This window comes from Phaeobacter sp. PT47_59, from assembly GCF_028890025.1.
In the GTDB taxonomy this organism is placed as follows: domain Bacteria; phylum Pseudomonadota; class Alphaproteobacteria; order Rhodobacterales; family Rhodobacteraceae; genus Phycobacter.
Map to the genome: position 1 here is coordinate 75,449 of NZ_JARCJL010000002.1, position 25,411 is coordinate 100,859.

Genomic DNA, 25,411 nt, shown 5'->3' on the forward strand with positions numbered 1-25,411 from the left:
CCGTGATACGCCCTGTTGCATGATACGTCTTGATGATCGGGATATCGCCATCCTGCGGGTTCTGTCGCAGGAAGGGCGCATTACCAAAGCGGCCCTGGCCGAACGCATCGGCCTGTCCGCAACCCCCTGCTGGGACCGGCTGCGCAAGCTGGAACAGGCGGGTCTGATCGAAGGCTATGGCGCCCGCATCAACCTGCGCAAACTGGCTCCGCATGTCACCGTTTTCGTGGCGGCGGAAATCGCCGATCACACGGCGGCCAGTTTTCAGACATTCGAAACGGCGATACAGCGATATGACGAGATCACCGGCTGCTGGGCGCTGGGCGGGGGCTTTGACTATCTGTTGCAGGTGGTGACCCGCGATATCGAGGCCTATCAGGCGCTGATCGATGCCATGCTGGAGGCGCGTATCGGCCTGTCGCGCTATTTCACCTATGTGGTGACCAAGCCCGTCAAGGGCCCCACCGCGCCACCGCTGGATCTTCTGCTGGGGGGGTGATCCGGCAGAGATTTTTCTGCCATCCTGCTGAAGATCAGTTCCCGTTTCTGGCAAGAGCCTAGAAAGTGCAGCCTGACGTATTGGGCTGCCGATCAAGGACATGACATGCTGAAGAACGACCAACTGGACCAGTGGGACCGCGACAATTTCTTTCACCCCTCCACCCATCTGGCGCAGCACGCGCGTGGCGAAAGCCCGACCCGCGTGATCAAGACCGCCAGCGGCGTCCATATCGAGGATCGCGATGGCACCAAGCTGCTGGATGCCTTTGCCGGGCTCTACTGTGTGAACGTCGGCTATGGCCGCCAGGAGATCGCCGAGGCCATCGGTGAACAGGCGCGGGAGCTGGCCTATTACCATTCCTACGTCGGCCATGGCACCGAGGCGTCGATCACCCTGTCGAAGATGATCCTGGACCGTGCGCCCGCCAATATGTCCAGGGTCTATTTCGGCCTTGGTGGTTCGGACGCCAATGAAACCAACGTCAAGCTGATCTGGTATTACAACAACATCCTGGGTCGGCCCGAGAAGAAGAAGATCATCTCGCGCTGGCGGGGCTATCATGGTTCGGGGCTGGTGACGGGATCGCTGACGGGGCTGGAGCTGTTTCACAAGAAATTCGATCTGCCGCTGGCGCAGGTGGTACACACCGAGGCGCCCTACTATTTCCGCCGCGCCGATCAGAGCCAGTCCGAGGAACAGTTCGTCGTCCATTGCGTCGCCGAGCTGGAGGCGCTGATCGAGCGCGAAGGCGCCGACACCATCGCGGCCTTCATCGGCGAGCCGGTGCTGGGAACGGGGGGCATCGTGCCGCCCCCGGCCGGATACTGGCAGGCTATCCAGGGCGTGCTGAAAAAGCACGATATCCTCTTGGTTGCCGACGAGGTGGTCACCGGGTTTGGCCGTCTCGGCACCATGTTCGGCAGCGATCACTACGGGATCGAGGCGGATATCATCACCATCGCCAAGGGGTTGACCTCGGCCTATGCGCCGCTGTCAGGCTCGATCGTGTCTGACAAGGTCTGGAAGGTGCTGGAGCAGGGCACGGATGAAAACGGCCCCATCGGCCATGGCTGGACCTATTCCGCCCACCCCATCGGCGCTGCGGCGGGGGTGGCCAACCTCAAGCTGATCGATGAGCTGAACCTGGTGGAGAATGCAGGCAGCGTGGGCGCTTATCTCAATCAGTCGATGAAGGATGCGCTGGGCGATCATGCCCAGGTGGGCGACATTCGCGGTGAGGGCATGCTGTGCGCGGTGGAGTTCGTGAAGGATCGCGGCAGCCGCAGCTTCTTTGACGCCGCCGACAAGATCGGTCCGCAGATCGCGGCCAAGCTGTTGGAGCAGGACAAGGTCATTGCCCGCGCCATGCCGCAGGGCGATATCCTGGGCTTCGCGCCACCCTTCTGCCTGAGCCGCGCGGAGGCCGACACAGTGGTCGCTGCCACCGCCCGGGCCGTGAAGGCCGTGTTGGGATAGAGCCCGGGCCGGGGCTCTCCCGCCCGGATCGGAACATCCGCTGGATGATCCTCTCCCGTTGGGCCCTACGCCGCGCCTGAGGCGCGGCGCAGGTTGCATTCAGTCGATTCTGCTGCTGGATCTTTGCCAAAGCCGGGAAGGCCCAAGGGCCGACAGCGATTTTTTTCGCGGCTCATAAATCCATAAACATTTGAATTACATACAGATTACCGGGTTCGAATAGCGCACTCATATTGTCGCCGCCATTTCCCTTGACCAGGGGTAAGCCCTTGATGGAACATGATTTTATTAAGGGAGGAAAACTAATGAAACTGACTTCGACGCTGACAGGCGCCGCGCTGGCGCTGTGCACTGCACTGCCCGCCTTTGCGGCTGATGTGACGGCCCGTATCTCTTTGCAGCTGCCGCTCAAAAGCCACCTTGGCCAGAACCTTCTGATGTTCAAGGAAGAGGTGGAGAAAGCCTCGGGCGGGGATATCGCGGTTGAGATCTACGATTCCGCACAGCTTTACAAGGACAAGGAAGTGCCCGCCGCCGTGGGATCGGGCGCCATCGAGATGGGCGTCGCCTCGCTGACGCGTTATGTGGGCGATATCCCGGCGGTGGATGTCTTCTACATGCCGTTCCTGTTCAACTCCGAAGACAAGGTCCGCAAGGCGGTTGAGCCCGGCAGCCCGGTGCGCGCGCCGATCGATGCCGCCATCGCCGACACAGGTGCGACGGTTCTGTGGTGGCAGGCCTATGGCGGTGCGATCATGCTGTCGCAGGGTGGCCCGGTGAAGACACCGACCGACATGGAAGGCAAGAAGGCCCGTGTCTTTGGTAAGACGCTGGGTGACTTCGTGACTGCAACCGGTGGTGCGCCGACCCTGATCTCGGGGTCCGAGCAGTATCTCGCCTACCAGCGTGGCACCGTCGACATCGGCATGACCGGCGTATCGGGTGTGAAATCGCGCAAACTGTGGGAGGTCATGGACACCATCACCGTCACCAACCACGCCGATATCGAATTCCTCGTCGTGGCCAATACCGACTGGTGGAATGGCCTGTCGGCAGAGCATCAGAAGATCATGGCGGATGCCGCGCGCAAGGCCGAGATTTCCGTGCGGGACGAGATGTCCGCGATCGAAGCTGCCGCCTATGCCGAAGCGGAAAAGGCGGGCATGACCATCTACACGCCCACGGATGAAGAAATCGCCGCCTGGAAGGCCGCTGCAGCCCCCGTCTATGACGGTTTCCGCGCCAAGGCCGGAGAGCTGGGCGCGCAGATCCTGTCTGCTGCCGAAAACTTCTGAACCTGACCATCCCGGACCAGCCCTTGAATGCGGGGGCTGGTCCGCTTCTATTCTTCGGGACATTCCATGGACGTTTTTGCCAGGTTCGTGACCGCGCTGGCCCTTGTGGCTGCGGCGCTTTTCGTTCTTTCCGGGATCATGCTCACCTATGAGGTGCTGGCCCGCTACTTCTTCGTGCGGCCCACCATCTGGGCAGCGGAGCTGAGCCAGTTCTGCCTGATCTGGGGATCGCTGATCGCAGCGCCCTGGTGTCTGCGGGAGCGGCGCCATATCCGCATCACCGCCGTGATCGCCAACCTGCCGCGCGGGCCTCGGCTGGCGGCGGATGTCTTTGCCATGGCCGCGGTCGCTGTCTTCTCGGCCATCTTGCTGTTTTACGGCTACGAGATCTTCCATGACAGCTTTGTCCGTGGCCGCACCACCGGCACCATGCTGGATATGCCCATGTGGTTTGTGGAACTGTCGCTGCCCTTCGGATTTGCCATCCTGCTGATCCAGGCCGTGATCGAGACTCTTCGCGCCCTGCAGGGGCAGATCGTGGCTGAGGGGGAGCACGACTGATGACCGTTTTCCTGATTCTTATCGCACTGTTCGGTCTGCTGCTGATCGGTGTCCCGGTGGCCTTTGCCCTGGGCGGGCTTGGCCTGTCGCTGCTGATCTTTGGCGGTTTTTCTCCGCTGATGGCGCCGCAGGCGGTGCTATCCACGCTGGACGGGTTCATCCTTCTGGCGGTGCCGCTGTTCCTGTTGATGTCCAACGTGCTGCTGAAAGGCGGCGTGGGCCGTGACCTCTATGCCGCCGTGCAGGCCTGGGTCGGGCATTGGCCCGGCGGGCTTGCGGTGGCGACGGTAATTTCCTGCGGGCTGTTCGCGGCGATTTCCGGCTCCTCTGTGGCGACGGCCGCCACCATCGGTACCGTGGCCATCCCCGAGATGATCAACCGCGGCTACGAGAAGCGCTTTGTCTACGGGCTGCTGGCTGCGGGGGGCACGCTGGGCATCCTGATCCCGCCCTCGATCCCGATGATCGTCTACGGCTTTGTCACCGAGGAATCGGTGATCGCGCTGTTCCTTGCGGGTGTTGGCCCCGGTCTTGCGCTCCTGGTGCTCTTTTCCGGCTATTCGATGATTTACGCCTCGATGAAGGGCATGGGTCGCAGTGAAAAAGCCAGCGGAGCCGAGCGCCGCGCCGCCAGCCTGCGTGCGCTGCCCTCGATGGCGCTTGCGGCCGTTGTTGTGGCGGGGATCTATTCCGGCGCCTTCACTCCGACCGAAGCCGCCGCCATTGGATTTGCCTTTGCCGTTGTGATCACCGCCGTCATCCTGCGCACCCTGACCTGGAAGGCCTTCTGGGAGGCGGCGATGGACAGCATGGCCACCACCGTTGCCATCCTGCTGATCATCGCGGGGGCCAAGGTCTTCGGCAAGGCGATCACCCTTTATCGCATCCCGCAGGAGATCAGTGGTTTCATCTCGGATGCGGTCTCCAGCCCGGTGATGTTCGTGCTGCTTGTCGCTGCGATCCTGGTGGTCATGGGGCTGGTGCTGGAGGCACTGTCGATGGTGCTGATCATGACGCCGGTGCTACTGCCCGCGGCCATGGCGCTGGGCTTTGATCCGATCTGGTTCGGCGTCTTCATGGTGGTCATGGTCGAAGCGGCCCTGATCACTCCGCCCGTGGGTCTGAACCTCTACGTGATCCAGGCGGTGGCGCGGGCCACGCTTGGAGATGTGGCGCGCGGCGCCATTCCCTTCCTTCTGCTGATGTTCCTATGCGTGATCCTGCTCTATCTGATGCCGGATCTTGCCCTCTATATTCCCTTCAAACTGTGAGCGACATGACGACCCCTGCCGACAAACTGCGCGCCCTTCTGGCGCAACCCCGCCTGCACACCATGCCCTGCGCCTATGATGCGCTTTCGGCCAAGCTGATCGAGCAGGCCGGGTTCGACCTGACCTTCATGACCGGCTTTGGAGCCTCCGCCGCGCGTATCGGCGCGCCCGATCTGGGTCTGATGAGCTATGGTGAGGTGCTGGATCAGGCCCGCAATATCGCCGGAGCCATCACCATGCCGCTGATTGCCGATGGTGACACCGGCTATGGCAATGCGATGAACGTGCGCCGCACCGTGCAGGGCATGGCGAATGCGGGCTGCGCTGCGGTGATGATCGAGGACCAGCTGGCGCCCAAACGCTGCGGCCATACGCCGGGCAAGGCCGTGGTGGGCCGGGAGGAAGCCTTTGACCGCATCCGCGCCGCGGTGGATGCGCGCAATGAAGGCCAGGACATCCTGATCCTGGCGCGCACCGATGCCCGCCATGACCACGGGCTGGGTGAGGCGCTGACCCGCGCACAGAAGTTCCGCGAGCTGGGTGCCGACATCATCTTTGTCGAGGCCCCCCGATCGGAAGCGGAGATGCGCGAGGTCTGCGCCGCCACGGATGCGCCCAACATGGCCAATATTGTCGAGGGCGGCGAAACCCCTGACCTGCCGCCCGAAGCCTTGCAGGAGATCGGCTATCGCATTGCCGCCTATCCGCTGTCGCTGATGGCCTCGGCCATGCAGGCGATGGTGCAGACGCTGGCAGAGATGAAGGCGGGCCAGCCGCGCAGCAACCTGATGGATTTCATGGAGCTGCGCCGCCGGATCGGATTTGACGACTACTATGAGGCCTCAGAGCGCTATGCCACATCGGCTCGCCCGGTGACCGGCGCGCGCGAAGAAGGATAGGGAAGCCAGCCCTCAACGCCCTGTCCGGACTGTCTTACGCGAAGAAATGATGGACAGGGCCCCCCTCCTGCGCTCAGCTTGGAACAGACGCAGCCTTGGGAGGGGAAGCGATGCAATTTGATTACGTCATTGTTGGAGGGGGATCGGCGGGATCGACGCTGGCCTCACGGCTGAGCGAAGATCCGAATATCAGTGTTTGCCTGCTGGAGGCGGGCGGGCGCGGCGACAGCATCCTGGTGCGCGCGCCTGCGGCGGTGGTGGCGATGCTGCCGGGGCGACCCAAGATCAACAACTGGGCGTATGAGACCGTACCGCAGCCGGGATTGAACGGGCGCAAGGGCTACCAGCCGCGCGGCAAGGCCCTGGGCGGCTCCAGCGCGATCAATGCCATGCTCTATATTCGGGGTCATGCAGGGGATTACGACGAATGGGCGTCGCTTGGCTGTCCCGGCTGGGCCTGGCAGAACGTGCTGCCCTATTTCCAGCGCGCCGAGAACAACGAACGTGGCGCGGATGATGCCCATGGGGGCAGCGGCCCCCTGCAGGTCAGCGACCAGAAATCGCCGCGTCCCATCAGCCGCGCCTTTGTCGAGGCCGGGAAGGCGCTGCAGATCCGCGAGGTCGAGGATTTCAATTCCGGCGACAACGAGGGGATCGGCCTGTACCAGGTGACCCAGTTCCACGAGGCGACGAAGAACGGCGAACGTTGCTCGGCTGCCGCCGCATATCTGCATCCGGTGATGGAGCGCAGTAACCTCACGGTGATCACCGGCGCCCATGCCACCAAGGTTCTGTTCCAGGGCAAGCGCGCTACCGGTGTGGCCTACCGCAAGGGGGGGCAGGACGAGACAGTGAATGCCCGGCGCGAGGTGATCTTGTGCGGTGGCGCCTTCAACTCGCCGCAACTGCTGCAACTGTCGGGCGTGGGGCGCCCCGAGGACATCACCCCGCATGGAATCGGAATGGTGCATGAGCTGCCGGGCGTCGGGCAGAACCTGCAGGACCACCTTGATTTCACCCTCGCCTACAAAAGCAAGGACCGGGACAATTTCGGGATCTCGCTGCCCGGCAGTGTCAACCTCTTGAAACACATCAATGACTGGCGCAAGACCGGCAAGGGCATGCTGGCGACCCCCTTTGCCGAAGGGGCGGCGTTTCTAAAAACCGACCCTGCGCTGGACCGTGCCGATGTGCAGCTGCATTTCGTCATTTCCATTGTCGACGATCACGCGCGCAGGCTGCACATGGGCCATGGCTTCAGCTGTCACATCTGCGTGCTGCGTCCGAAATCGCGCGGCTCTGTGGGGCTGACCTCGGGGGATCCCCTGGCGCCGCCCCGGATCGATCCGCAGTTCCTGTCCGACCCCGAGGATCTGGCGGTGATGATCAAGGGCATCCGCAAGACCCGGCAGATCATGCAAACACCGCCCCTGCAGGGCTACATCCACAAGGAGCTGTTCATCAAAGAAGAGCCGGATGACGCAGCGTTGGAGCAGCACATCCGCGCCCGGTCGGATACGATCTATCATCCGGTGGGAACCTGCAGGATGGGGCAGGACGAAATGGCGGTCGTCGATCCGGAATTGAAAGTGCGTGGCATGGAAGCTCTGCGCGTTGTCGATGCCTCGATCATGCCCCGGCTGATCGGTGGCAATACCAACGCCCCGACCATCATGATCGCAGAGAAAGCCGCGGACATGATCCGCAACCGCGCGGCCCTGGCCGCTGAGTGATATTTGGAGGAGCAAAGCGAAATGCTTGGCAAGATGATGCACAAACCGCTGACGATCAGCTCACTGATCGAACATGCGGGCCGCTACCACGGCAACACCACCGTGACCTCGGTGGAAACCTCCGGCGAGGTGGTGCATTCCAACTGGGGAGAGATCGAGGCAAATGCCCGCACACTGTCGGCTGCCCTGAAACGCCTTGGCATCAAGGAAGGGGAGCGTTGCGGCACCATCGCCTGGAACAACCGCCGCCACCTTGAGATCTACTTTGGCGTCTCTGGCGGGGGCATGATCTGCCACACGATCAACCCGCGCCTGAAGCCGGAACAGCTGATCTACATCATCAATCACGCCGACGATCAGGTGCTGTTCATCGACGCCACCTTTGTGCCTGCGGTGGGCAAGCTGAAAGAGCATCTGACCACGCTGAAGCACATCGTGCTGATGGGGCCGCGGGATGAGGCCGCCGCCGAGGCGGTGCCGGGTATCCTGTTCTACGACGAATTGTTGGCCGCCGAAGGCGATGACAACAGCTGGCCCGAGCTGGACGAGAACACGCCTTCCAGCCTGTGCTACACCTCCGGCACCACCGGTAACCCCAAGGGCGTGCAATATACCCACCGCACCACGGTGCTGCACTCATTGGGTGGCAATCAGCCGGACGGGCTGGCGATCTCGGCCCGTGATACGGTGATGGCAGTGGTGCCGATGTTCCACGTCAATGCCTGGGGCGTGCCCTATATCGCGGCCGCTGTTGGGGCCAAGCTGGTGCTGCCGGGGCCGAACCTGGATGGCGAGAGCCTGGTCAAGCTGATCGACGGCGAGCGCGTCAGCCTGGCGCTGGGCGTGCCGACCATCTGGATGGGCCTGTTGCAGGCTTTGGCCAAGACCGGCAGCAAGGCGGAAAGCCTGAAACGCACGGTGGTCGGCGGCTCGGCCCTGCCGACGGTGATGATCCCCACCTTCCGCGACAAGTATGGCGTCGAGCTGATCCATGCCTGGGGCATGACCGAGACCAGCCCGCTGGGTACGCTCAACAACCTTCTGCAGAAGCATGATGACCTGACCATCGAGGAGAAGGGCAAGATCCGCGAAGGACAGGGGCGCCCGCCCTACGGTGTTGAGCTGCGCATCGTCGACGAAACAGGCAAGCGCCTTCCCGAGGACGGCGAGACCCAGGGCGAATTGCAGATTCGCGGTCACTGGATCATCGATACCTACTTTGGCCATGACAGCAGCGCGCTGACCATGGATGGCTGGTTCGATACCGGCGATGTCGCCACCATCGATGCCGATGGCTACATGATCATCCGCGACCGCTCCAAGGACATCATCAAGTCCGGTGGCGAATGGATCTCGACGGTGGAGCTGGAAGACATCGCCATGTCGCACCCCAAGGTCGCACAGGCCGCAGCCATCGCGGCGCGGCATCCCAAATGGGATGAACGCCCGGTGGTGATCGCGGTGCGCGGTGACGACAGTCTCAGCGAGGAAGAGCTGCTGGCCCATTATGAGGGCAAGGTGGCCAGCTGGCAGATTCCGGACAAGGTGGTCTTCACCAATGACCTGCCTCTGGGCGGCACCGGAAAGGTTCTGAAGAACAAGCTGCGCGAATCCTACGGCGACATTCTGCTGGACGTATAAGACCGAATCCTGATCCCGCTCATGCATTGGGCGGGATCATCCATTGTTTATTTTTTGGCATCAATACACCACGGCGAAGTCATTGTTGACCGTTTGAGGGCCGACGCTGTCCCGTAAAGCAGTTGTTCAAAGGTCTTAATAATCGCCAATTTTATCTGTTAAGGCTCACTTAAGACACCGCCTGCTACCCCGGTAATGGGTGAAAATGTGGTGGTGGATATGAGCGCTCAAGCTCCGATTATTATCAAGAAGAAGAAGGCTGGCGGTGGCGACGGTCACCACGGTGGCGCGTGGAAGGTGGCCTATGCCGACTTCGTGACCGCGATGATGGCCTTCTTCCTGTTGATGTGGCTGTTGAATGCAACCACGGAAAAACAGCGCAAGGGTCTGGCGGATTACTTCTCCCCCTCCATTCCGCTGAGCCGGGTCTCCGGCGGTGGCAATGGCGCCTTTAGCGGTGACAGCATGTTCACCGAAGAGATCAAGCCGCAGAACGGAACCGGGGCGACGGATCAGAACCCGATGAACGCACGCCAGGCACAGGGCGAAACCGGGCTCGTCGATGAAAGCGAGCAGGCCGCCCAGGAAGAGATCTTCCGCGTCATCGAAGAAGAACTGCGCGGACGTGGCGGTGAAAGCATGATCGCGACGGATCTGGCGCGTCACATCGTGACCCGTGTCACCGATGAAGGGCTGATCATCGAATTGTTCGAGACCGAGGACGCAGCGCTGTTCGAGGATGGCAGTGCAGATCCCACGCCCTTGTTCCGGGATCTGGTGCGCATGGTGGCCCGCGTCAGCGGCGCGGTTGCAAATGACATCGCCATTGGCGGCCATACCCGGTCCCAGCCGCTTGTGGTGGCAAAGAACCCGGTCTGGGAGCTGTCCCACGCTCGGGCGGATGCGGCCCGCAAGCTGCTAGAATCGGGTAGCGTCAAATCAAGCCGAATCCGTCGCGTTACGGGGCATGCGGACCGAAACCTGGCCGTGGAAAACCCCATGCAGTTGCGCAACAACCGCGTCGAGATCATCCTTCTGCGCAAGTAAAATAAGACAATTTCCTCCACGGTGCGGCAGCAGATAGATAGGATTTTATCTGTTAGCCGCCCGTTAAGTGGTCCTGCGTTAGCTGTTGCATCAAGATTTTGAAGCAGCAGAAAGGCGTGCTATGACCATTTCTTCGTCGCTCTACGCGGGTGTATCCGGGCTGGGTGCGAATGCCAGCCGACTGGCGTCCATCTCCGACAACATCGCGAACTCCTCGACCGCGGGATACAAGCGCGTCCAGACCGATTTTCACTCGGTGGTGATGTCCTCCTCCCAAGGTAGCTACAGTGCAGGCGGCGTGCGCACCACCAATGTGCGTCTGATCGACGAACGCGGCCCCCTGGTCACCACCGACAATCCGACCGACCTTGCCGTGCGCGGCAGCGGCTTCCTGCCGGTTGCGACCGTGGCGGATGTTGCCTCGAACAACGGCAACCCCTCGATGCGCCTGACGACAGCAGGTGAGTTCAGCACCAATGAGGATGGCTATCTTGCCACTGAATCCGGTCTGGTGCTGCTGGGCTGGCCGACGGATGCGAATGGCAATGTGATCGGCGGGGCGATTGACTCGACCGATGGTCTGGAGCCGGTCTATTTCAACCGCAACCAGCTGGTTGGCGAGCCGACGACCGAGATGCAGATCGGTGCCAACCTGCCGTCGACTGAGACCGCCGCCGGCGCCAGTGGCGACAGTATCGATCTGCCTCTTGAGTACTTCGACAACCTGGGCTCGTCTGAGACCTTGAGCATCGAGTTCGTTCCCACGGTCCCGGCAACGGGCTCTTCCAACGAGTGGACGATGATCATCACCGATTCCGCCAGCGGTGGTGCGGTGGTCGGCGAATACACCATGGTGTTTGATGACAGCCGCACCGATGGCGGCAACCTGGCTTCGGTGACTGCAACGACCGGGGGCGCTTATGATGCGGCAACCGGCACGATCATCGTCACCGTCGATGGCGGGCCGATCGAGATCAACATCGGTCTTGTCGGTGAAAACGACGGCTTCACCCAAGTGTCGGACATCTTCTCGCCTGCCACCATCACCAAGGATGGATCGACTGCCGGCAGCATGATCGGAGTTGAAGTCGATGCCTCCGGCTATGTGACGGCAAACTATGACACCGGCGCCAGCCGCGTGCTTTACAAGATCCCGCTGGTAGATATGGCAAACCCGAACGGCATGGTGTCGATGGACTTCCAGACCTACATTCCGACTTCGGAAAGCGGGTCCTTCTTCCTGTGGAACGCCGGTGACGGCCCCACCGGTGAGATCGCATCCTATACCCGCGAGGAGTCTGCGACAGACGTTGCGGGTGAGTTGACCAACATGATCCAGACCCAGCGGGCCTATTCCTCGAACGCCAAGGTGATCCAGACCGTGGACGAGATGCTTCAGGAAACCACAAACATCAAGCGCTAAGGCGCTGATGTCCACTGAACGCGGCTTAGAAAGAGCAGGCTGATCATGTCTATCTCAAGTGCAATTAGCTCCGCCATGAGCGGATTGACTGCGGCGTCACGGTCCTCCCAGATCGTTTCGGAAAACCTCGCCAACGCGCTGACGCCCGGGTATTCCCGGCGGTCGTTGGAGCTGAACTCGAATGCCTATGCGCCTGGCGTCAGCGTTGGTTCGGTGAACCGCATGATCGATCCGGCGATCGTCACAGCGCGGCGCGATGCTCAGTCCGAACAGGCCGTGGCGCAGGTCAATGCCGACTTCTACGCTCGGATGAGCGGCCTGGTCGGCACCGTCGACGACGAGACCTCCATTTCTTCCCAGATGGCGAATTTCGAGGGAGCGCTGGTTGAAGCGCTCTCTCGTCCCGACTCCTCGCCGCGTTTGAACGACCTGGCTGTCAAGGCAGACCTACTTGTCGATTCGATCACCGAAGCGGCCGATGGGCTGCGCGAGATGCGAATTCAGGCGGATGCGTCGATTGGCGTTCAGGTGGATCGCCTGAACAGTGCGTTGAAAGAGATCGAAAAACTGAACGCGCGGATCGTTGTTGCCGGTGCGGCCAAGGCAGATGTGACCACGATGCTGGATCAACGGGACATGTTGATCGATGAGATCAACGATATGGTCCCGGTGACCGTGATGCAGCGGGATGGTGGCAGGATCGCCCTCTACTCCGCCGGAGGCACGGCCCTTCTGGATGGCAAAGCATCAGAAATCACATTCTCTCCGAAGAGTGATATGCTGCCCCATATGACGATCGACAATGGGCTGCTTTCGGGTCTTGAGGTCAACGGACGTCCTGTTGACGTGTCCTTGAATGGGGCGCTGCGTGGCGGCACATTGGCTGCGCAATTCAATGTCCGCGATGTTCTTGCCGTTGAAGCACAGGAAGATCTGGATGCCTACGCGCGCGACCTGATTGAACGGTTCCAGGATCCTGCGCTGGACAGCACCATCGGGGCAACGGATGCAGGCATTTTCACCGATGAGGGAGGTTTCTTTGACAGTGCCGATACCCTGGGCATTGCCGGCCGTCTTGAATTGAACACCCTCGTTGCCATGGACGGTCAGGCCGAGACCTGGCGGTTCCGTGACGGCCTTTATGCGGCTACTCAAGGCGATCCCGGCGATGGCAGCCTGATTGAAGGGTATTCCAATGCCTTGCAGGACACCCGTTCGGTCTCTTCGACGGGCCTGGGCAGCGTCAGTGGAACCGCTTCAACACTGAGCGCGGTGCTGCTGTCCCGCTTCGCGCGCGACGATAATACTGCGGCGACCACGCTTTCCTTTGCGGCGGCCAGCTATACCGAAATGGCTCAGACCGAAGCCGGTTTCGGTGTCGATACCGATGCCGAGCTGCAAAACCTCATGCTGTATGAAAAAGCCTACGGTGCCAACGCCAAGGTGTTGTCCGTTGTGGATGGCATGATGGAAACTCTTCTGAGGATCTGATGAATGATTATTAAGTCCTATGGCGATCTGGCACAGCACATGTTCCTGCGCAGCCGCAATGCCGAACTCAAAGAGAACATTGAGACGCTCTCTGCGGAACTTGCTTCGGGAACGGTGGCGGATATTACCTCCAGGCTCGGTGGAGATTTCACTTATCTTGCCGATATTGAGACCAACCTCGTACATCTCGACAGCTACGACATTGCGGCAAGCGAGGCCAAGCTGTTTGCCACCGGCATGCAGGGCAGTCTCGAACAGATCCAGTCCAATGTGCAGAATCTGCGCGACGATGTTCTGGGGCTGGCACCGTCCATGAAAGGCGAAGATGCGGAACGTTTTGGTCAGCGGGGGCGTGTGGAGCTGGAAACCGCGATCAGCAAGCTCAATTCATGGGTAGGTGGGCGCAGCCTGTTTGCAGGGACAGCCACATCCACATCACCGCTGAACAGTGCCGAAACCCTGATGACCGAATTGGTGACAGAGGTATCGGGGCTGACGGACAGCGCGGATATCATCCAGGCTGTGAAGGACTGGTTTGCCGATCCACTCGGGTTTGACGATGCGATGTATGTTGGCTCTACCAGCGATCTGTCCCCGGTAGAGGTGGGAGACGGCGAAAGCGTGACTCTTTCCCTGCGCGCAGATGACCCTGCTTTGAAGCATCCGCTGCAAAGCCTGGCGATTGGAGCGCTGATCAATGAAGGCGCCCTGGGCCTGAGCGATGCTACTAAGGTCGAACTGGCCAAGGAAATGGGTTTTGAATTGGCCAACAGCAATGAACAACTGATCAACAAGCAGTCCGGCATTGGTTTCATCGAAGGCCAGTTGGAGCGGGTTGTGACCAAGAATACGGCCAGCCGCACCAGCCTGAGCATCGCCAGGAACGAGCTTGTCGCGGCGGACCCCTATGAAACCTATACCCGCCTGGAAGAGGCCCAGCTGCAGCTGGAAAGCCTTTACACCGTGACCGCGCGCAGCTCCCAGCTGTCGCTGCTGAATTATATGTGATGATGAATATGCTGCGTCTTTTGATCTTTTGCCTGCTGCTTCCCGCCATGGCGCAGGCCAGCGCGATCCGCTTGAAGGATCTGGTTGAATTTGATGGTGTGCGGGGCAACGACCTTGTCGGCTACGGTCTGGTCGTGGGTCTGGACGGCACCGGCGACGGGTTGCGCAACTCGCCCTTCACCGAAGAAATCATGTCCAACATTCTGGAACGTCTCGGTGTCAACGTGACCGGCGAACAGTTCCGGCCCAAGAACGTGGCGGCGGTTTTCGTGACGGCGACACTGCCGCCCTTTGCCCGTGTTGGTGGCACCGTTGATGTGACGGTCTCGGCCATCGGCGATTCCAAAAGCCTCTTGGGCGGAACCCTGATCATGACCCCGCTGAATGCGGCGGACGGTCAGATCTACGCGGTTGCACAAGGCACCATCCTGGCAGGCGGTGCCGTGGCCGAAGGAGAGGCCGCGACCGTGACACAGGGCGTCCCGACATCGGGGGTGATCCCTTCGGGTGGCCGGGTGGAGCGGGAGATCGATTTCGATCTGGCTTCCCTCTCGTCCATGCGCCTTGCCCTGCGGGAGCCGGATTTCACCACCGCAGGCCGTATCGAACAGGCGATCAACCGGGAATTTGGGCGCAGCGTTGCCTTGATGCGTGATTCCGGCACCGTCGAAGTGGACATCCAGCGCACCAATGCCCGCTCCACCGCACATGCGGTCGGTCGTATCGAGAACATCCTGGTTCAACCCGAGCGCAAGGCGCGAGTGGTTGTCGATCAGGCCTCTGGCACCATCGTCATGGGCAGCGACGTGCGGATTTCGAGGGTGGCCGTGGCCCAGGGCAACCTGACCCTGCGGGTGGAAGAGGCGCCGCTGGTGGTGCAGCCCAATCCCTTTGGCGAGGGTCAGACGGTCGTGGTGCCCCGCACCGGTGCCGCCATCGAGGAAGAGGATGGCATCCAGCTTGCCGAAGTGCCCGAAAGCACCTCCCTGTCCGAGGTGGTGGCGGGTCTGAACGCTCTGGGCGTCTCACCGCGGGACATGATCGATATCCTGAAAAGCCTGAAGGCCGCCGGAGCCCTGCACGCGGAATTTGTCGTGCGCTGATCGCAAACACAGCTGAATACAAAAGCCCGGGCTGCCTCTGCGGTCCGGGCTTTTCTTTGGTCATTGCGAAAACAAGTACAGGTCGGCTTTGGAGCCCAAGCCGGCGCAACGCTGCGCAGCTGACGAAAGTTGGCTCGGGCTCTTGCAACACAGGAGCAAACGCCCAAATCTGCACCGATACTTTGTAGAAAGCCCCGCCTGAAATGAGCGCATCACTCCTCGTTGTTCTTGGCCTTCTTGGTCTGGTTGTCGGCGGTGAATTCCTGGTCCGCGGTGCCGTTTCCGCTGCAAAATCATTCGGCATCTCGCCGATGGTGATCGGGCTGACACTGGTTGGTTTTGGAACCTCGACACCGGAATTGGTCACAAGCCTGCAAGCTGCGCTTTCCGGGTCTTCCGGCATCGCAGTCGGAAATGTTGTTGGCAGCAATATCGGCAATGTTCTCCTCATCCTTGGCATTGCGGCCTGGATGGCGACGATCGCGGTTGACCCGAAAGCGTTCCGGCGCGACGGAACGGTGGTGGTGCTGGCGACGCTACTTTGTCTGGGGGCCGTTCTCATTGGCGAAATTGGCCGACTGTTCGGTGCGGGGCTTGTGTTGGCTTTGGCAGCCTATCTTGTGGGTACGCTCTGGTCCGAGAAACGGGCAGGGGGAACGCCGGCGGCAGTCATCTATGAAAGTGAAGCCGAGGCCGTGCCCGGGCCGAAAACCTCGCTCGGCGTTTCGCTGCTGATCGCAGCGGCCGGTTTGGCAATGACCATTGTTGGTGCGAAGTCCCTGGTGTCCGGTTCCGTGTCGATTGCGCAGGCGGCGGGGCTTTCGGAAACGGTGATCGGCTTGACCATTGTCGCGATCGGAACGTCGATGCCGGAACTCGTCACCTCGATCATTGCCGTCCGAAAAGGCGAAGGAGCTGTCGCCCTGGGAAACGTCCTGGGCAGCAACATCTTCAACATTCTGGGCATTCTCGGGATCACCGCTCTTGTCCAACCGATGGACATTCCAAGCCAGATTGCGAGCTTGGATATCTGGGTTCTCTGTGCCACGACGCTCGTTCTCATCGGCTTTGCGCGAACCGGCTGGGCCATCTCCCGGCGTGAGGGTGGGCTCTTCGTTCTGGCCTACGCGGTTTACCTTGGCGTGCTTCTGACCTGAAGACAGGGAGGCACTGCAGGCATGTATCGGACATTGATTTTCTGCAGAATGCACCTTCACGGGATAGAATCAAAAAGCCCCCCGAACCGCTGTTCGGAGGGCTGAGATCTGTCTTGAAGATCCGCTGGTCCGGCTAGGATGGATAGTAGCTGCGCACCAATGCGGTGGCGATCAGGCTCCAGCCATCGGCGACCACGAAGAACGCCAGCTTGAACGGCAGGGAGACCACCGCCGGGGGCACCATCATCATACCCATGGACATCAGGATCGCGGCGACCACCAGGTCAATGACCAGGAAGGGAAGGAACACCAAAAAGCCGATCTGGAAGGCGCGGGCGATTTCCGACAGCAGGAAGCTGGAGACCAGCACCGACAGGGGCGCGTCGGGCGTCGGGTCGATGCCCTCGGTCGCAGGGCGCAGGTCGGCAATGGCGTAGAAGGTATCGGGATCCAGCCGGTTGGCCATGAAGGCACGGAACGGTTCCAGGCCGCGGGTGATGCCCGTCTCCACATCCACCTGCTCTTCGATCAGGGGGTTGATGCCGGTCACCCAGGCCTCGGTGAAAACCGGTTCCATCACGAAATAAGTCAGGAACAGCGCCAGGCTGATGATCATCATGTTGGGCGGAGCCTGCTGCAAGCCGATGCCCTGGCGCAGGATCGACAGAACCGTGACCAGGAACGGAAAGCAGGTGATCATGATCAACAGGCCCGGAGCCAGGCTCAGGACCGTGATCAGCAGAATGAGCTGGATGGAGCGCGCCGAAATCGACTGTCCATCCGCCAAAGACAGGCTCAATTCTTGAGCAACAGCGGCCTGTGGCAGCGCCAGCAGCACAAGGGCTGCCAGCACCGCGTAGGCGGCGATAGATTTCTGTGTCATCCCAGACCGTTTTGCAGATCGGCGATTTCCGTTAGGCGCACGGCCAGCTGGCCTGCCTGATCGCCTTCCATTTCTTCCAACTGGCCGCGGGCGACCAGGCGATCCCCGACATAGAGATCCACCGGATCCTCGACCCGCTTGTCCAGGGTCAGGATCGCGTTTTCGCCCAGGTTGACCAGGTCGCGGATCAGCGGCCGCGCCTTGCCGACCGAGACGACCACCTCGACGGGGACCGACACGAAGGGGTTGCTGGCGTCGGTTGCTTTCATATTGAGATCGGCTGCGTTATCCATACTGGCTGTCCTCTCTGACATGATAGGTAAAGGCGTCGATCGAATCGTGGATCGACTCGAGCAGCGCAGAGCTGTTGATTTCGCGTTCGGACGCTCCGACCCGCAGGTAGGCCTGGCCAGGGGACAGGCTTTCGTCTTCCTGGACCTTCACCGGCACCGACACGTTTTCGGACACCAGCGCACGCACCGCGTTGCTTTCGCCGGGCGAGACGACAATGCGCATCGCCTGGTCCGTCTGGTTGCGCGCCATGTCTGTCAGCTGATCGACGATATGGTGGCCGAAGGTGGCCGCCATGGCGTCGGGCAAAACCGCGCTGGTCAGCACCTTGAACATCGGATCCAGCGATTCGATCAGCTGCGTCTGCGCTTCGTGATAGGTGAAGTTCAGATCCTCGAGCGAGCTGGCCAGGGTGGCGGATACGTGGGTGGATTCGCGGTCCTTTGCACTGACCGCGTCTTCCCAACCGGCGCTGTAGCCTTTTTCGAAAGAGACAAGTCGTTGTTCCTCGACCGCCTCTTCCGTCAGTCCCGGTTCCTCGGGTTCAACGGCGGTTGCACCGCCGAAGTCCTCTAGAAGGTGAGTGATGCTCATCAGGCACGTTCCTCATTTTCTTCCAGCCAACCGCGCAGGATCTGGACGGTCTCTTCCTGGCGTTCGCCGATCATTGCACGCAGGCGATCCACGGGGTTTTCACTTCCGCCACCCAGTGCGGGCAGACCGGCCAGTTCTTCCATGTTGCCACCCATCGCGGGCATGTCGCCCAGGGGTGCGAAGCCGCCGCCGATATCGTCCTGGATTTCACCATCCAGCGCGAGATTGGCGCCCAGGTCCGGATTGGACATGAAGTCACCACCACCTCCCAGCTGCGGCAGATCCGGCAAGGCCCCACCTGGACCCTCCAGCGCTCCGACAGAGGCGCCGCTGCCCTGGCTGGACAGAATCGGGCGGACCACGAAGAGGCCGAGAATCAGCGTGACAATCGCCAGGGCCGCCATCTGGATCAGCGACATGGCATCCAGATAGAAGTTGTCCATGAAGGAGCTGGTGGCCATGGTCCCTTGCGGTTCGACCGCAGGCAGATCCATCGATTTCAGCGTAATCACGTCGCCGCGCTGTTCATCAAAGCCGACAGCGGCCGAGATCAGCTCGCGCAGGGCCTGCAGCTCCTCTTCGGGGCGCGGTGCAAAGGTCGTTTCGCCCGCATCATTGGTGAGGACGGAGCCATTCACCAAGACGGCAACGGTCAGACGCTTGATGGCACCCGGGCCGCGGACGATTTCTTTTTCGGTTTCGGAGATTTCATAGTTCACCCGCTCGCGCGTTGCACTTGTGTTGGCCTTGGATCCCTGTCCGGAAGCAGCGTCTCCGTCCGGGATGTTCGAGGCCACGGTGACTTCACCGGCCTGATTCTGCGAGGAATCGGCGCGTTCTTCCACATCGGTGCTGATGGCGACGCGGCTTTCGGGATCAACCCGCTTTTCCCGGATCGATTCGGTGTCGGTTACGGTCTCGACACTGACTTCGACCACGGCATTGCCTTGCCCCACACGCGCTTCGACCAGGCGCATCACCCGTTCACGGATGGCTTGGGACCGGTCATCGGATCCGGCACCAGCGGCAGCTGCCGCTTCGGTCGATCCGATCAATGCGCCATTGGCATCGATCACGGCGACATTGTCCACCGCCAGCCCGGTTACGGCCGAGGCCACCAGGAAGCGAATCGCGTTTGCCTGCGCCGGGGTGATCGGCGAACCCATCGGTACCACGGAAACCGATGCGGTCGCTTCAGCTGTACGCTGGAAGGGATTCGTTCCTGTATTGGCGATATGGACCCGTGCCTGGCTGACATGGGGGCTGCCGACGATCGTGCGCGCCAGTTCGCCTTCTTTTGCACGCCAATAAGCTGCATCGAACATTTGTGATGTTGTTCCGAAGCCGCTGAGCGAATCGAGCAGCTCATAGCCGCGACCGCCGTTTGCAGGCAGGCCTTCGCTGGCCAGCGTCATGCGCAACTCATCGCGCCTGTCAGCCGGTACATAGATAGAGCCGCCGCGGACTTCATATTGAATGTTGCGCTGCTCAAGCGAGCTCACAACATCTCCGGCCGAGCCGCTTTCCAGCCCGGCGTAGAGCAATTTCATGGTTGGCTTGCTCGCCAAATTGGACATCGCAAGGACGCTGACAATCACTGCCAAAGTCGCGCCAATCACGATCAGGCGCTTCCTGGTGTCCAAACCTGCCCAGACATTCTTGATCTGCTGCACATTAACCTCCGTCGCACCGGCATTCTGTCCGGCGTGCAACCTTTTTGACCGAACGGCCTTAACATTCGGTTAGTTCCTCGCAGGTTATGAAAAGGGTGCACGACGTTATAGGAATAGCCATGACAGACGCTGTAGTGGATACAGAAGAACCAGCAAAAAAGAGCAAAATGCCCCTGATTATCGGGGTTGTGCTTGCCGTTGCTGGTGCGGGCGGCGGATTTTTCGCTGTTCAGTCAGGCCTTCTTCCTTTCGGTCAGAAAGACGCGCCCGAATCGGCGCATGTGGCCGAAGAGGCGCCAGAAGGCGTGGATAGTGGCGAGACGGCAGAGGATATTGCCAATCTTGCTTTCATCGAAATGGAACCGATCGTGATATCTATGCGCGCTCCCAGCGGCATGATGCATCTTCGATTCCGTGCTCAGTTAGAGGTCGACGTGGTTCACCAGGCCGAAGTCGAAAAAGTCCTCCCACGAGTTGTCGATGTACTGAACAGCTATCTGCGAGCTTTGGAGGTCGAGGATCTGTCAGATCCGATGGCCCTGCCAAAACTGCGCGCACAGATGCTGCGGCGGATCAACATAGCCACCGGTCAGGGGCGTGTGCGTGATCTGCTGATCATGGATTTCGTACTAAACTAGGAGGACAGGATGGACCTTATTGCTGATATCCTGCTTGCAGCTGGAGCTCTTGGAGCCGGTTTCTATTGTCTGGTGCTGGCGCGCCGGCTGAAACGGTTCAACGATCTGGAAAAGGGCGTCGGCGGTGCCGTCGCGGTTCTTTCGGCGCAGGTGGACGATCTGAACAAATCACTGGTTTCGGCACGCCAGGTGTCGGACGGTTCCAGCAAGGCGCTGGAGCAGCTGACCGGGCGCGCCGAAACGGTTGCCCAGCGGCTGGAACTGATGATGGCATCGATGCATGACATGCCCGAAGCCGTTGTTCCGCCCGCACCCGCAGCAGCCAAGCCCGCAGAAGAAAGCGACGCCCTGGCGGCCGCTTATGAAACGCAGGGCGAGCCGGAAAAACCCGCTGAAGAGGCGGCCAGCTCTTCTGGTCTGATGTTTGTTCGCCACAGCCGCGGTCAGAATCGGGTGGCGTGATGAGCGAGAAGAAAAAGGCCAAGAAGGGCGGTCGCGCCAAGAGCGGCACCCTGATGATGATTGCGATCCTGCTGATGGGTTCGGCCGTTGTGCGGCTGGGCATCGAGGCAGGACCGGCCATTGCGCGCGAGGTGGCAAGCCTGCAACAAGACGATGACGCAGGGCATGCCGACAAGGGCGAGATGCGCGGCGAATCGATGCCCTCTTCTGCGGAGCTGCAGGAGATGCTGGCCGCTTTCAAGGAACGGGAAGCTGCGCTTACGGCCCGCGAAGCCGAGATCGAAGATCGGATGAAGGCTTTGGAGATCGCCGATCAGGCCATCGAAAAGAAGCTGGCGGCCCTGCAGGACGCCGAGGAAAAGCTGAAGTCGACGCTGGCGCTGGCAGATGGGGCCACCGAGGCGGATGTTGCCCGGCTGACCACGGTTTACGAACAGATGAAGCCCAAGGAATCGGCGGCCCTGTTCGAAGAGATGGATCCGGCCTTTGCGGCAGGCTTCCTGGCCCGCATGCGCCCCGAGGCGGCAGCTGGAATCATGGCCGGTCTGAGCCCGGAAGCAGCCTATACCATCAGTGTGGTCCTGGCCGGACGCAATGGCGCGGTGCCCAAGGAATAATCTGGTGGCCGTTTGCGGCCGCTTGATCAGTCTTTTTTAATCAGACTCAACTAAGCTTCTAAAAAGCAACAAAATTCGGAGTGAACCTATGATCGGGATTGTAGGTATCGTCATCATCTTTGCCATGGTCTTTGGTGGCTACCTGTTGGCTGGCGGCAAGATGGCAATCATCGTGAAGTCGCTTCCTTTCGAGATGATGATGATCGGTGGCGCGGCAGTCGGTGCCTTCTTTATCGGCAACGACATGGGCGGCATCAAACATACGCTCAAGGACGTCGGAAAGGTCTTCAAGGGCCCCAAGTGGAAGCCGGATGACTACCGGGATCTTCTGTGCCTGCTCTTTGCCCTGATCCGGATCGCCCGGGCGAATCCGGTCGAGGTGGAACAGCACATCGAGGATCCGGAGAACTCCTCCGTCTTCAACAAGTACCCCAAGATCCTGTCCGACAAGGAAGTCGTGAACCTGATCTGCGATACCATGCGGTCAGCCTCGATGAACTACGACGATCCGCACCAGGTCGAGGAAGTTCTGGAAAAGCGCATGGAAGCCAACCTGCATCACGCGATGCATGGCAGCCACGCTTTGCAGACCATGGCCGATGGCCTGCCCGCTCTGGGCATCGTTGCGGCGGTTCTTGGCGTGATCAAGACCATGGGCTCGATCGATCAGCCGCCAGAAGTTCTGGGTAAGATGATCGGTGGCGCCCTGGTGGGTACCTTCCTGGGCGTGTTCCTGGCCTATGGCCTGGTCGGCCCCTTCGCCAGCCGGGTGAAATCGGTCACCGAGGAAGACGCTCATTTTTATCAGCTGATCCGCGAAGTGCTGGTGGCCAACCTGCACAACCACGCGGCAGCAATCTGCATCGAAGTCGGCCGTCAGAATACGCCGTCTCATATCCGTCCCGGTTTTTCGGAACTGGAAGAAGCTCTTAGATCGGTGAAACAGGACGCAGCATGATCTTGCGCGCATTCGCGATACTTGCGGGCCTTGCGGTCGGCAGTCTGGTGGCGGGAGAATCCCGGGCCCAGACAATTGTGGCCCGCTCGGGTGAACATGACGGGTTTTCCCGGCTCGTCATGCGCTTGCCCAGCGGGGCAGACTGGTCGCTGACGCAAAGTGGGCGCAGCGCCACATTGAACATCGGTGCACCGGATGTCGTCTTCGACACGTCGCGCGTGTTCAACCTTATTCCGCGCGATCGCCTGCAGGCGATTCGACAGGCCGCGCCCGGACAGCCTCTGCGGATGGACCTGGGCTGCAACTGTGAAATCCGCTCCTACGTACAAAGCGACGGCTACCTGGTGGTCGACATCCGGGATGGCAGCGACGATCCTGTCTATGCCTCCACCGGCAGCACCGCCCCGGTTTTCCCCATCGCGCCCTTTGCAACGTCGGAACAGCCAAATACCGGATACCGTTTCAACCTTGGCCAAAGTGCAATCGCCGATGCGCGTCTGGCGCTGGACACCGCCGCGAACATTGCCAGCAATGCGCCGCCCGTGCCTGCCGCGGCCACGGCCAAACCCAGTGCAAAGCCGGAACCTGCCGCGCCGCGCGAACCGGCTGTTTTGCCGCTGGAACGTCTGGCCGAGGCGCGAGGTCTGCCCGCACCGGATGCGGTTGATGCCAATATGGGTGAAGCGTCCGATGGTGAGGCACTACCGGAAGTGAACCTGCTCCTGGATATGGAAGAATCGGCCCGGGCCGCGACCGTGAATGTCTCTGAGCAACGCCTGTTGCAGCAGATCGGCCGGGCGGCAAACCAGGGGCTGCTGGATATTGCTGCCGGTGAAACGCAGATCGATGCCGGTGCGCGGCAGCTCAATCCCCTGGGGCGCGATGGCCGTCCGCTGGACCCGCTGGCCAATATCTCGATCACATCGGCCATCGACCGCGAATCCGGCCTGATCAACCGTGCCGAGCAAAACGATTCGGACCCCGGACTGTGTTTGCCGAACAGCCATGTCGCCATCCACCTGTGGGGCAATGACAGTCCCTTTGCCGACCAGCTTGGCCCCTTGCGGGGGGCATTGGTGCGGGAGTTTGACGACGTCAATCCGGCGAGTGTTCTGGCCCTGGCAAAGCTCTATCTGTTCTTTGGCTTCGGTTCCGAGGCAAAGGCGATGCTCTCAAGCGTTCCCGAGGATCGGCTGAAGGAAGAAAAGCGCAAAATTTTGAATGAGATGGCCGATCTGCTTGATGGTAACCCGCTGCCGGTCAACCATGTGTTTTCCGGTCAGCAGATCTGCGATGGCGACACGGCCCTGTGGTCGGTCCTGGCCGATGGCAGCATCAAGAAAGGTGCCAATACCGATGCGATCCAGCAGGCCTTTGGCCGCTTGCCGGTGCATTTGCGTGTGCACCTCGGACCCAAGCTCAGCTCCATTTTTGCCGATGCAGAGCAGCACCATGTGGCCGAAGCGATCCTGCGGGCGGTGAACCGGACCGGGGTCGAGGACATTCCGGAAATGAACATGGCGGAGGCGGCCATTGCGGATCTGGCCGGTGATACCGAAACGGCCGCGGAAAAGCTGACCGACGAGGTGACCGAACGGACCGAAAACACGCCTGTGGCGCTGATCGATCTGATCGCGCTCAGCTATCGGGAACGTACGGCGCTGTCGCCGGATGTGCCGGATCTGGCCGGATCCTATGAGCATGAGAACAAGGACAGCGAATTGGGCGCCGAGCTGCGCCAGGCCGAGATTACTGCCCTGGCGCTGACCGGCCGCTTTCACGACGCGTTTCAGGAGCTGAAGATCGTCACCAGTCGCGATGGTCCTGCGGCGCGGGCGGATGCGCTTGAACCCTTGATGACGCTGCTGGCGGAACGCGCCGATGACGTGACCTTCCTGCAATATGCGCTGGTCTTTGCCAAGCAGTCCACCGCCAGCGAGGCGGCTCCGGTTGCGGATATCGTTGCCCAGCGGCTGTTGGATCTCGGCTTTGCCGAACAGGCGATGTCGATCCTGAAGAAGCTGGCACTTGAACCTGAGAATGAAGACCGCCGTCTGATGCTGGCCGAAGCGGCGCTGGCGCTGAACAAACCCCAGCGTGCCCTGGTCGAGCTGATGGGGCTTGAGGGCACCGAGGCCAACCGGCTGCGGGCCGAGGCCCTGTGGCGCAATGGTGAATATGGTCGCTCGGGCGAGTATATGCAGGTTGCGCAGGACCCGAATGCAGCGGCACGCGGCTTCTGGCACTCTGAAGACATGGACGCGATCCAGTCAATCGATGCGGGGGAAGAAGCGCCATTTCGCAGGGTTGCGGATGTGACCACGGAAATCGGCGAAACCGCGAAGGATCCCGAAGGTCTGACCCCGCTGGCGCATGCGCGCGCCCTTGTCGAAAGCAGCCAGGGCACCCGTGGCGGGATCGAGGATCTGCTCAATCAGCTGAGTGCGGCCAGAACTCCCCAGAACTAGGTCTGACACGCCGTTCCTGGCCATCCGTCATGTCCATGACCGCGCCCCTCCGGGCGCGGTCTTTGCATTGAATGATAACGGTTTATAAACCGTCTGGCCCTAGCTTGATCTGCGGATGAATCCGCAATTGGAACGGGCAGAATGCCGGACAAACAACAAAAAACGCGCCTGGTCGGGCGGCGGTGGAGCCAATGGCGGCCACAAATGCCTGACATGCTTC

Annotated in this window: 23 protein-coding genes; 19 read left to right on the forward strand and 4 right to left on the reverse strand. The window is 60.9% G+C overall.

The window, feature by feature from the left end; genetic code table 11:
• Positions 1 to 22 precede the first annotated feature (22 nt).
• From PXK01_RS02090 to PXK01_RS02155, 14 genes are all read left to right on the forward strand, one after another.
• Entirely contained in the window at positions 23 to 499 is a 477-nt protein-coding gene (locus PXK01_RS02090; protein WP_274848834.1) for an Lrp/AsnC family transcriptional regulator, read from the forward strand.
• A 105-nt stretch (positions 500 to 604) separates the two neighbouring features.
• A complete protein-coding gene (locus tag PXK01_RS02095) occupies positions 605 to 1,978 on the forward strand; it encodes an aspartate aminotransferase family protein (protein ID WP_274858668.1) in 1,374 nt (457 codons plus the stop codon).
• Between the two features lie 305 nt (positions 1,979 to 2,283).
• Positions 2,284 to 3,273 carry a TRAP transporter substrate-binding protein gene (locus tag PXK01_RS02100; protein WP_274848736.1) on the forward strand — a complete coding sequence of 330 codons (990 nt, stop codon included), beginning with the start codon at positions 2,284 to 2,286 and terminating at the stop codon, positions 3,271 to 3,273.
• 66 nt (positions 3,274 to 3,339) lie between these two features.
• Positions 3,340 to 3,834, forward strand: coding sequence for a TRAP transporter small permease (locus PXK01_RS02105; RefSeq protein WP_274848735.1), 495 nt, complete (start codon positions 3,340 to 3,342; stop codon positions 3,832 to 3,834).
• Positions 3,834 to 5,105 carry a TRAP transporter large permease gene (locus PXK01_RS02110; protein WP_274848734.1) on the forward strand — a complete coding sequence of 424 codons (1,272 nt, stop codon included), beginning with the start codon at positions 3,834 to 3,836 and terminating at the stop codon, positions 5,103 to 5,105. Before PXK01_RS02105 ends, PXK01_RS02110 begins: the two co-directional genes overlap by 1 nt.
• Before the next feature lie 5 nt (positions 5,106 to 5,110).
• Positions 5,111 to 6,004, forward strand: a complete 894-nt coding sequence (locus tag PXK01_RS02115) for an isocitrate lyase/PEP mutase family protein (RefSeq protein WP_274858669.1) — start codon at positions 5,111 to 5,113, stop codon at positions 6,002 to 6,004.
• A 110-nt stretch (positions 6,005 to 6,114) separates the two neighbouring features.
• Positions 6,115 to 7,737, forward strand: coding sequence for a GMC family oxidoreductase (locus tag PXK01_RS02120; protein WP_274858670.1), 1,623 nt, complete (start codon positions 6,115 to 6,117; stop codon positions 7,735 to 7,737).
• A gap of 21 nt (positions 7,738 to 7,758) precedes the next feature.
• Positions 7,759 to 9,378, forward strand: coding sequence for a long-chain-fatty-acid--CoA ligase (locus tag PXK01_RS02125; RefSeq protein WP_274858671.1), 1,620 nt, complete (start codon positions 7,759 to 7,761; stop codon positions 9,376 to 9,378).
• A 219-nt stretch (positions 9,379 to 9,597) separates the two neighbouring features.
• The gene (locus PXK01_RS02130) at positions 9,598 to 10,425 is read left to right on the forward strand and encodes a flagellar motor protein MotB (RefSeq protein ID WP_274858672.1); all 828 of its coding nucleotides are present in this window, start codon (positions 9,598 to 9,600) and stop codon (positions 10,423 to 10,425) included.
• Positions 10,426 to 10,546: 121 nt separating this feature from the next.
• Positions 10,547 to 11,848, forward strand: coding sequence for a flagellar hook protein FlgE (locus PXK01_RS02135; protein WP_274858673.1), 1,302 nt, complete (start codon positions 10,547 to 10,549; stop codon positions 11,846 to 11,848).
• A 45-nt stretch (positions 11,849 to 11,893) separates the two neighbouring features.
• Positions 11,894 to 13,339 carry a flagellar hook-associated protein FlgK gene (flgK, locus tag PXK01_RS02140; RefSeq protein ID WP_274858674.1) on the forward strand — a complete coding sequence of 482 codons (1,446 nt, stop codon included), beginning with the start codon at positions 11,894 to 11,896 and terminating at the stop codon, positions 13,337 to 13,339.
• Positions 13,340 to 13,342: 3 nt separating this feature from the next.
• Positions 13,343 to 14,347, forward strand: coding sequence for a flagellin (locus PXK01_RS02145; RefSeq protein WP_274858675.1), 1,005 nt, complete (start codon positions 13,343 to 13,345; stop codon positions 14,345 to 14,347).
• Positions 14,347 to 15,450 carry a flagellar basal body P-ring protein FlgI gene (locus tag PXK01_RS02150; RefSeq protein ID WP_274858676.1) on the forward strand — a complete coding sequence of 368 codons (1,104 nt, stop codon included), beginning with the start codon at positions 14,347 to 14,349 and terminating at the stop codon, positions 15,448 to 15,450. Before PXK01_RS02145 ends, PXK01_RS02150 begins: the two co-directional genes overlap by 1 nt.
• Before the next feature lie 203 nt (positions 15,451 to 15,653).
• Positions 15,654 to 16,607: a calcium/sodium antiporter gene (locus PXK01_RS02155; protein WP_274858678.1), complete on the forward strand. Its 954-nt coding sequence runs from the start codon at positions 15,654 to 15,656 to the stop codon at positions 16,605 to 16,607.
• 133 nt (positions 16,608 to 16,740) lie between these two features.
• Here PXK01_RS02155 and fliP read toward each other — a convergent pair whose 3' ends face one another.
• From fliP to fliF, 4 genes are read right to left on the reverse strand one after another with little or no spacing between them, the layout of a single operon-like run.
• The gene (fliP, locus tag PXK01_RS02160) at positions 16,741 to 17,490 is read right to left on the reverse strand and encodes a flagellar type III secretion system pore protein FliP (protein WP_274858679.1); all 750 of its coding nucleotides are present in this window, start codon (positions 17,488 to 17,490) and stop codon (positions 16,741 to 16,743) included.
• The gene (locus PXK01_RS02165) at positions 17,487 to 17,783 is read right to left on the reverse strand and encodes a FliM/FliN family flagellar motor C-terminal domain-containing protein (RefSeq protein ID WP_274858680.1); all 297 of its coding nucleotides are present in this window, start codon (positions 17,781 to 17,783) and stop codon (positions 17,487 to 17,489) included. Before PXK01_RS02165 ends, fliP begins: the two co-directional genes overlap by 4 nt.
• Positions 17,776 to 18,375 (reverse strand): ABC transporter ATP-binding protein, encoded by a 600-nt coding sequence (locus tag PXK01_RS02170; protein WP_274858681.1) that lies wholly within the window; start codon positions 18,373 to 18,375, stop codon positions 17,776 to 17,778. The genes PXK01_RS02165 and PXK01_RS02170 overlap by 8 nt, the downstream gene beginning before the upstream one ends.
• Positions 18,375 to 20,048 carry a flagellar basal-body MS-ring/collar protein FliF gene (fliF, locus tag PXK01_RS02175; protein WP_274858682.1) on the reverse strand — a complete coding sequence of 558 codons (1,674 nt, stop codon included), beginning with the start codon at positions 20,046 to 20,048 and terminating at the stop codon, positions 18,375 to 18,377. The genes PXK01_RS02170 and fliF overlap by 1 nt, the downstream gene beginning before the upstream one ends.
• A gap of 119 nt (positions 20,049 to 20,167) precedes the next feature.
• On the opposite strand from fliF, the gene PXK01_RS02180 reads away from it, so the two are divergent.
• The 5 genes from PXK01_RS02180 to PXK01_RS02200 all read left to right on the forward strand — a co-directional run bounded on the left by PXK01_RS02180 (position 20,168) and on the right by PXK01_RS02200 (position 25,191).
• Complete coding sequence (locus PXK01_RS02180; RefSeq protein WP_274858683.1) at positions 20,168 to 20,686, forward strand: flagellar basal body-associated FliL family protein; 519 nt, start codon at positions 20,168 to 20,170, stop codon at positions 20,684 to 20,686.
• Between the two features lie 9 nt (positions 20,687 to 20,695).
• Complete coding sequence (locus PXK01_RS02185; RefSeq protein ID WP_274858684.1) at positions 20,696 to 21,148, forward strand: hypothetical protein; 453 nt, start codon at positions 20,696 to 20,698, stop codon at positions 21,146 to 21,148.
• Entirely contained in the window at positions 21,148 to 21,765 is a 618-nt protein-coding gene (locus tag PXK01_RS02190; protein WP_274858685.1) for a MotE family protein, read from the forward strand. The genes PXK01_RS02185 and PXK01_RS02190 overlap by 1 nt, the downstream gene beginning before the upstream one ends.
• A gap of 88 nt (positions 21,766 to 21,853) precedes the next feature.
• Complete coding sequence (gene motA, locus PXK01_RS02195; protein WP_274858686.1) at positions 21,854 to 22,723, forward strand: flagellar motor stator protein MotA; 870 nt, start codon at positions 21,854 to 21,856, stop codon at positions 22,721 to 22,723.
• Positions 22,720 to 25,191, forward strand: coding sequence for a hypothetical protein (locus PXK01_RS02200; RefSeq protein WP_274858687.1), 2,472 nt, complete (start codon positions 22,720 to 22,722; stop codon positions 25,189 to 25,191). The genes motA and PXK01_RS02200 overlap by 4 nt, the downstream gene beginning before the upstream one ends.
• The last annotated feature ends 220 nt before the right edge of the window (positions 25,192 to 25,411 follow it).

Coding starts and splice junctions, on each gene's coding strand:
- PXK01_RS02095 (WP_274858668.1), top strand. CDS start 605: ATGCTGAAGAACGACCAACTGGACCAGTGGGACCGCGACAATTTCTTT.
- PXK01_RS02100 (WP_274848736.1), top strand. CDS start 2,284: ATGAAACTGACTTCGACGCTGACAGGCGCCGCGCTGGCGCTGTGCACT.
- PXK01_RS02105 (WP_274848735.1), top strand. CDS start 3,340: ATGGACGTTTTTGCCAGGTTCGTGACCGCGCTGGCCCTTGTGGCTGCG.
- PXK01_RS02110 (WP_274848734.1), top strand. CDS start 3,834: ATGACCGTTTTCCTGATTCTTATCGCACTGTTCGGTCTGCTGCTGATC.
- PXK01_RS02115 (WP_274858669.1), top strand. CDS start 5,111: ATGACGACCCCTGCCGACAAACTGCGCGCCCTTCTGGCGCAACCCCGC.
- PXK01_RS02120 (WP_274858670.1), top strand. CDS start 6,115: ATGCAATTTGATTACGTCATTGTTGGAGGGGGATCGGCGGGATCGACG.
- PXK01_RS02125 (WP_274858671.1), top strand. CDS start 7,759: ATGCTTGGCAAGATGATGCACAAACCGCTGACGATCAGCTCACTGATC.
- PXK01_RS02130 (WP_274858672.1), top strand. CDS start 9,598: ATGAGCGCTCAAGCTCCGATTATTATCAAGAAGAAGAAGGCTGGCGGT.
- PXK01_RS02135 (WP_274858673.1), top strand. CDS start 10,547: ATGACCATTTCTTCGTCGCTCTACGCGGGTGTATCCGGGCTGGGTGCG.
- flgK (WP_274858674.1), top strand. CDS start 11,894: ATGTCTATCTCAAGTGCAATTAGCTCCGCCATGAGCGGATTGACTGCG.
- PXK01_RS02145 (WP_274858675.1), top strand. CDS start 13,343: ATGATTATTAAGTCCTATGGCGATCTGGCACAGCACATGTTCCTGCGC.
- PXK01_RS02150 (WP_274858676.1), top strand. CDS start 14,347: ATGATGAATATGCTGCGTCTTTTGATCTTTTGCCTGCTGCTTCCCGCC.
- PXK01_RS02155 (WP_274858678.1), top strand. CDS start 15,654: ATGAGCGCATCACTCCTCGTTGTTCTTGGCCTTCTTGGTCTGGTTGTC.
- fliP (WP_274858679.1), bottom strand. CDS start 17,490: ATGACACAGAAATCTATCGCCGCCTACGCGGTGCTGGCAGCCCTTGTG.
- PXK01_RS02165 (WP_274858680.1), bottom strand. CDS start 17,783: ATGGATAACGCAGCCGATCTCAATATGAAAGCAACCGACGCCAGCAAC.
- PXK01_RS02170 (WP_274858681.1), bottom strand. CDS start 18,375: ATGAGCATCACTCACCTTCTAGAGGACTTCGGCGGTGCAACCGCCGTT.
- PXK01_RS02180 (WP_274858683.1), top strand. CDS start 20,168: ATGACAGACGCTGTAGTGGATACAGAAGAACCAGCAAAAAAGAGCAAA.
- PXK01_RS02185 (WP_274858684.1), top strand. CDS start 20,696: ATGGACCTTATTGCTGATATCCTGCTTGCAGCTGGAGCTCTTGGAGCC.
- PXK01_RS02190 (WP_274858685.1), top strand. CDS start 21,148: ATGAGCGAGAAGAAAAAGGCCAAGAAGGGCGGTCGCGCCAAGAGCGGC.
- motA (WP_274858686.1), top strand. CDS start 21,854: ATGATCGGGATTGTAGGTATCGTCATCATCTTTGCCATGGTCTTTGGT.
- PXK01_RS02200 (WP_274858687.1), top strand. CDS start 22,720: ATGATCTTGCGCGCATTCGCGATACTTGCGGGCCTTGCGGTCGGCAGT.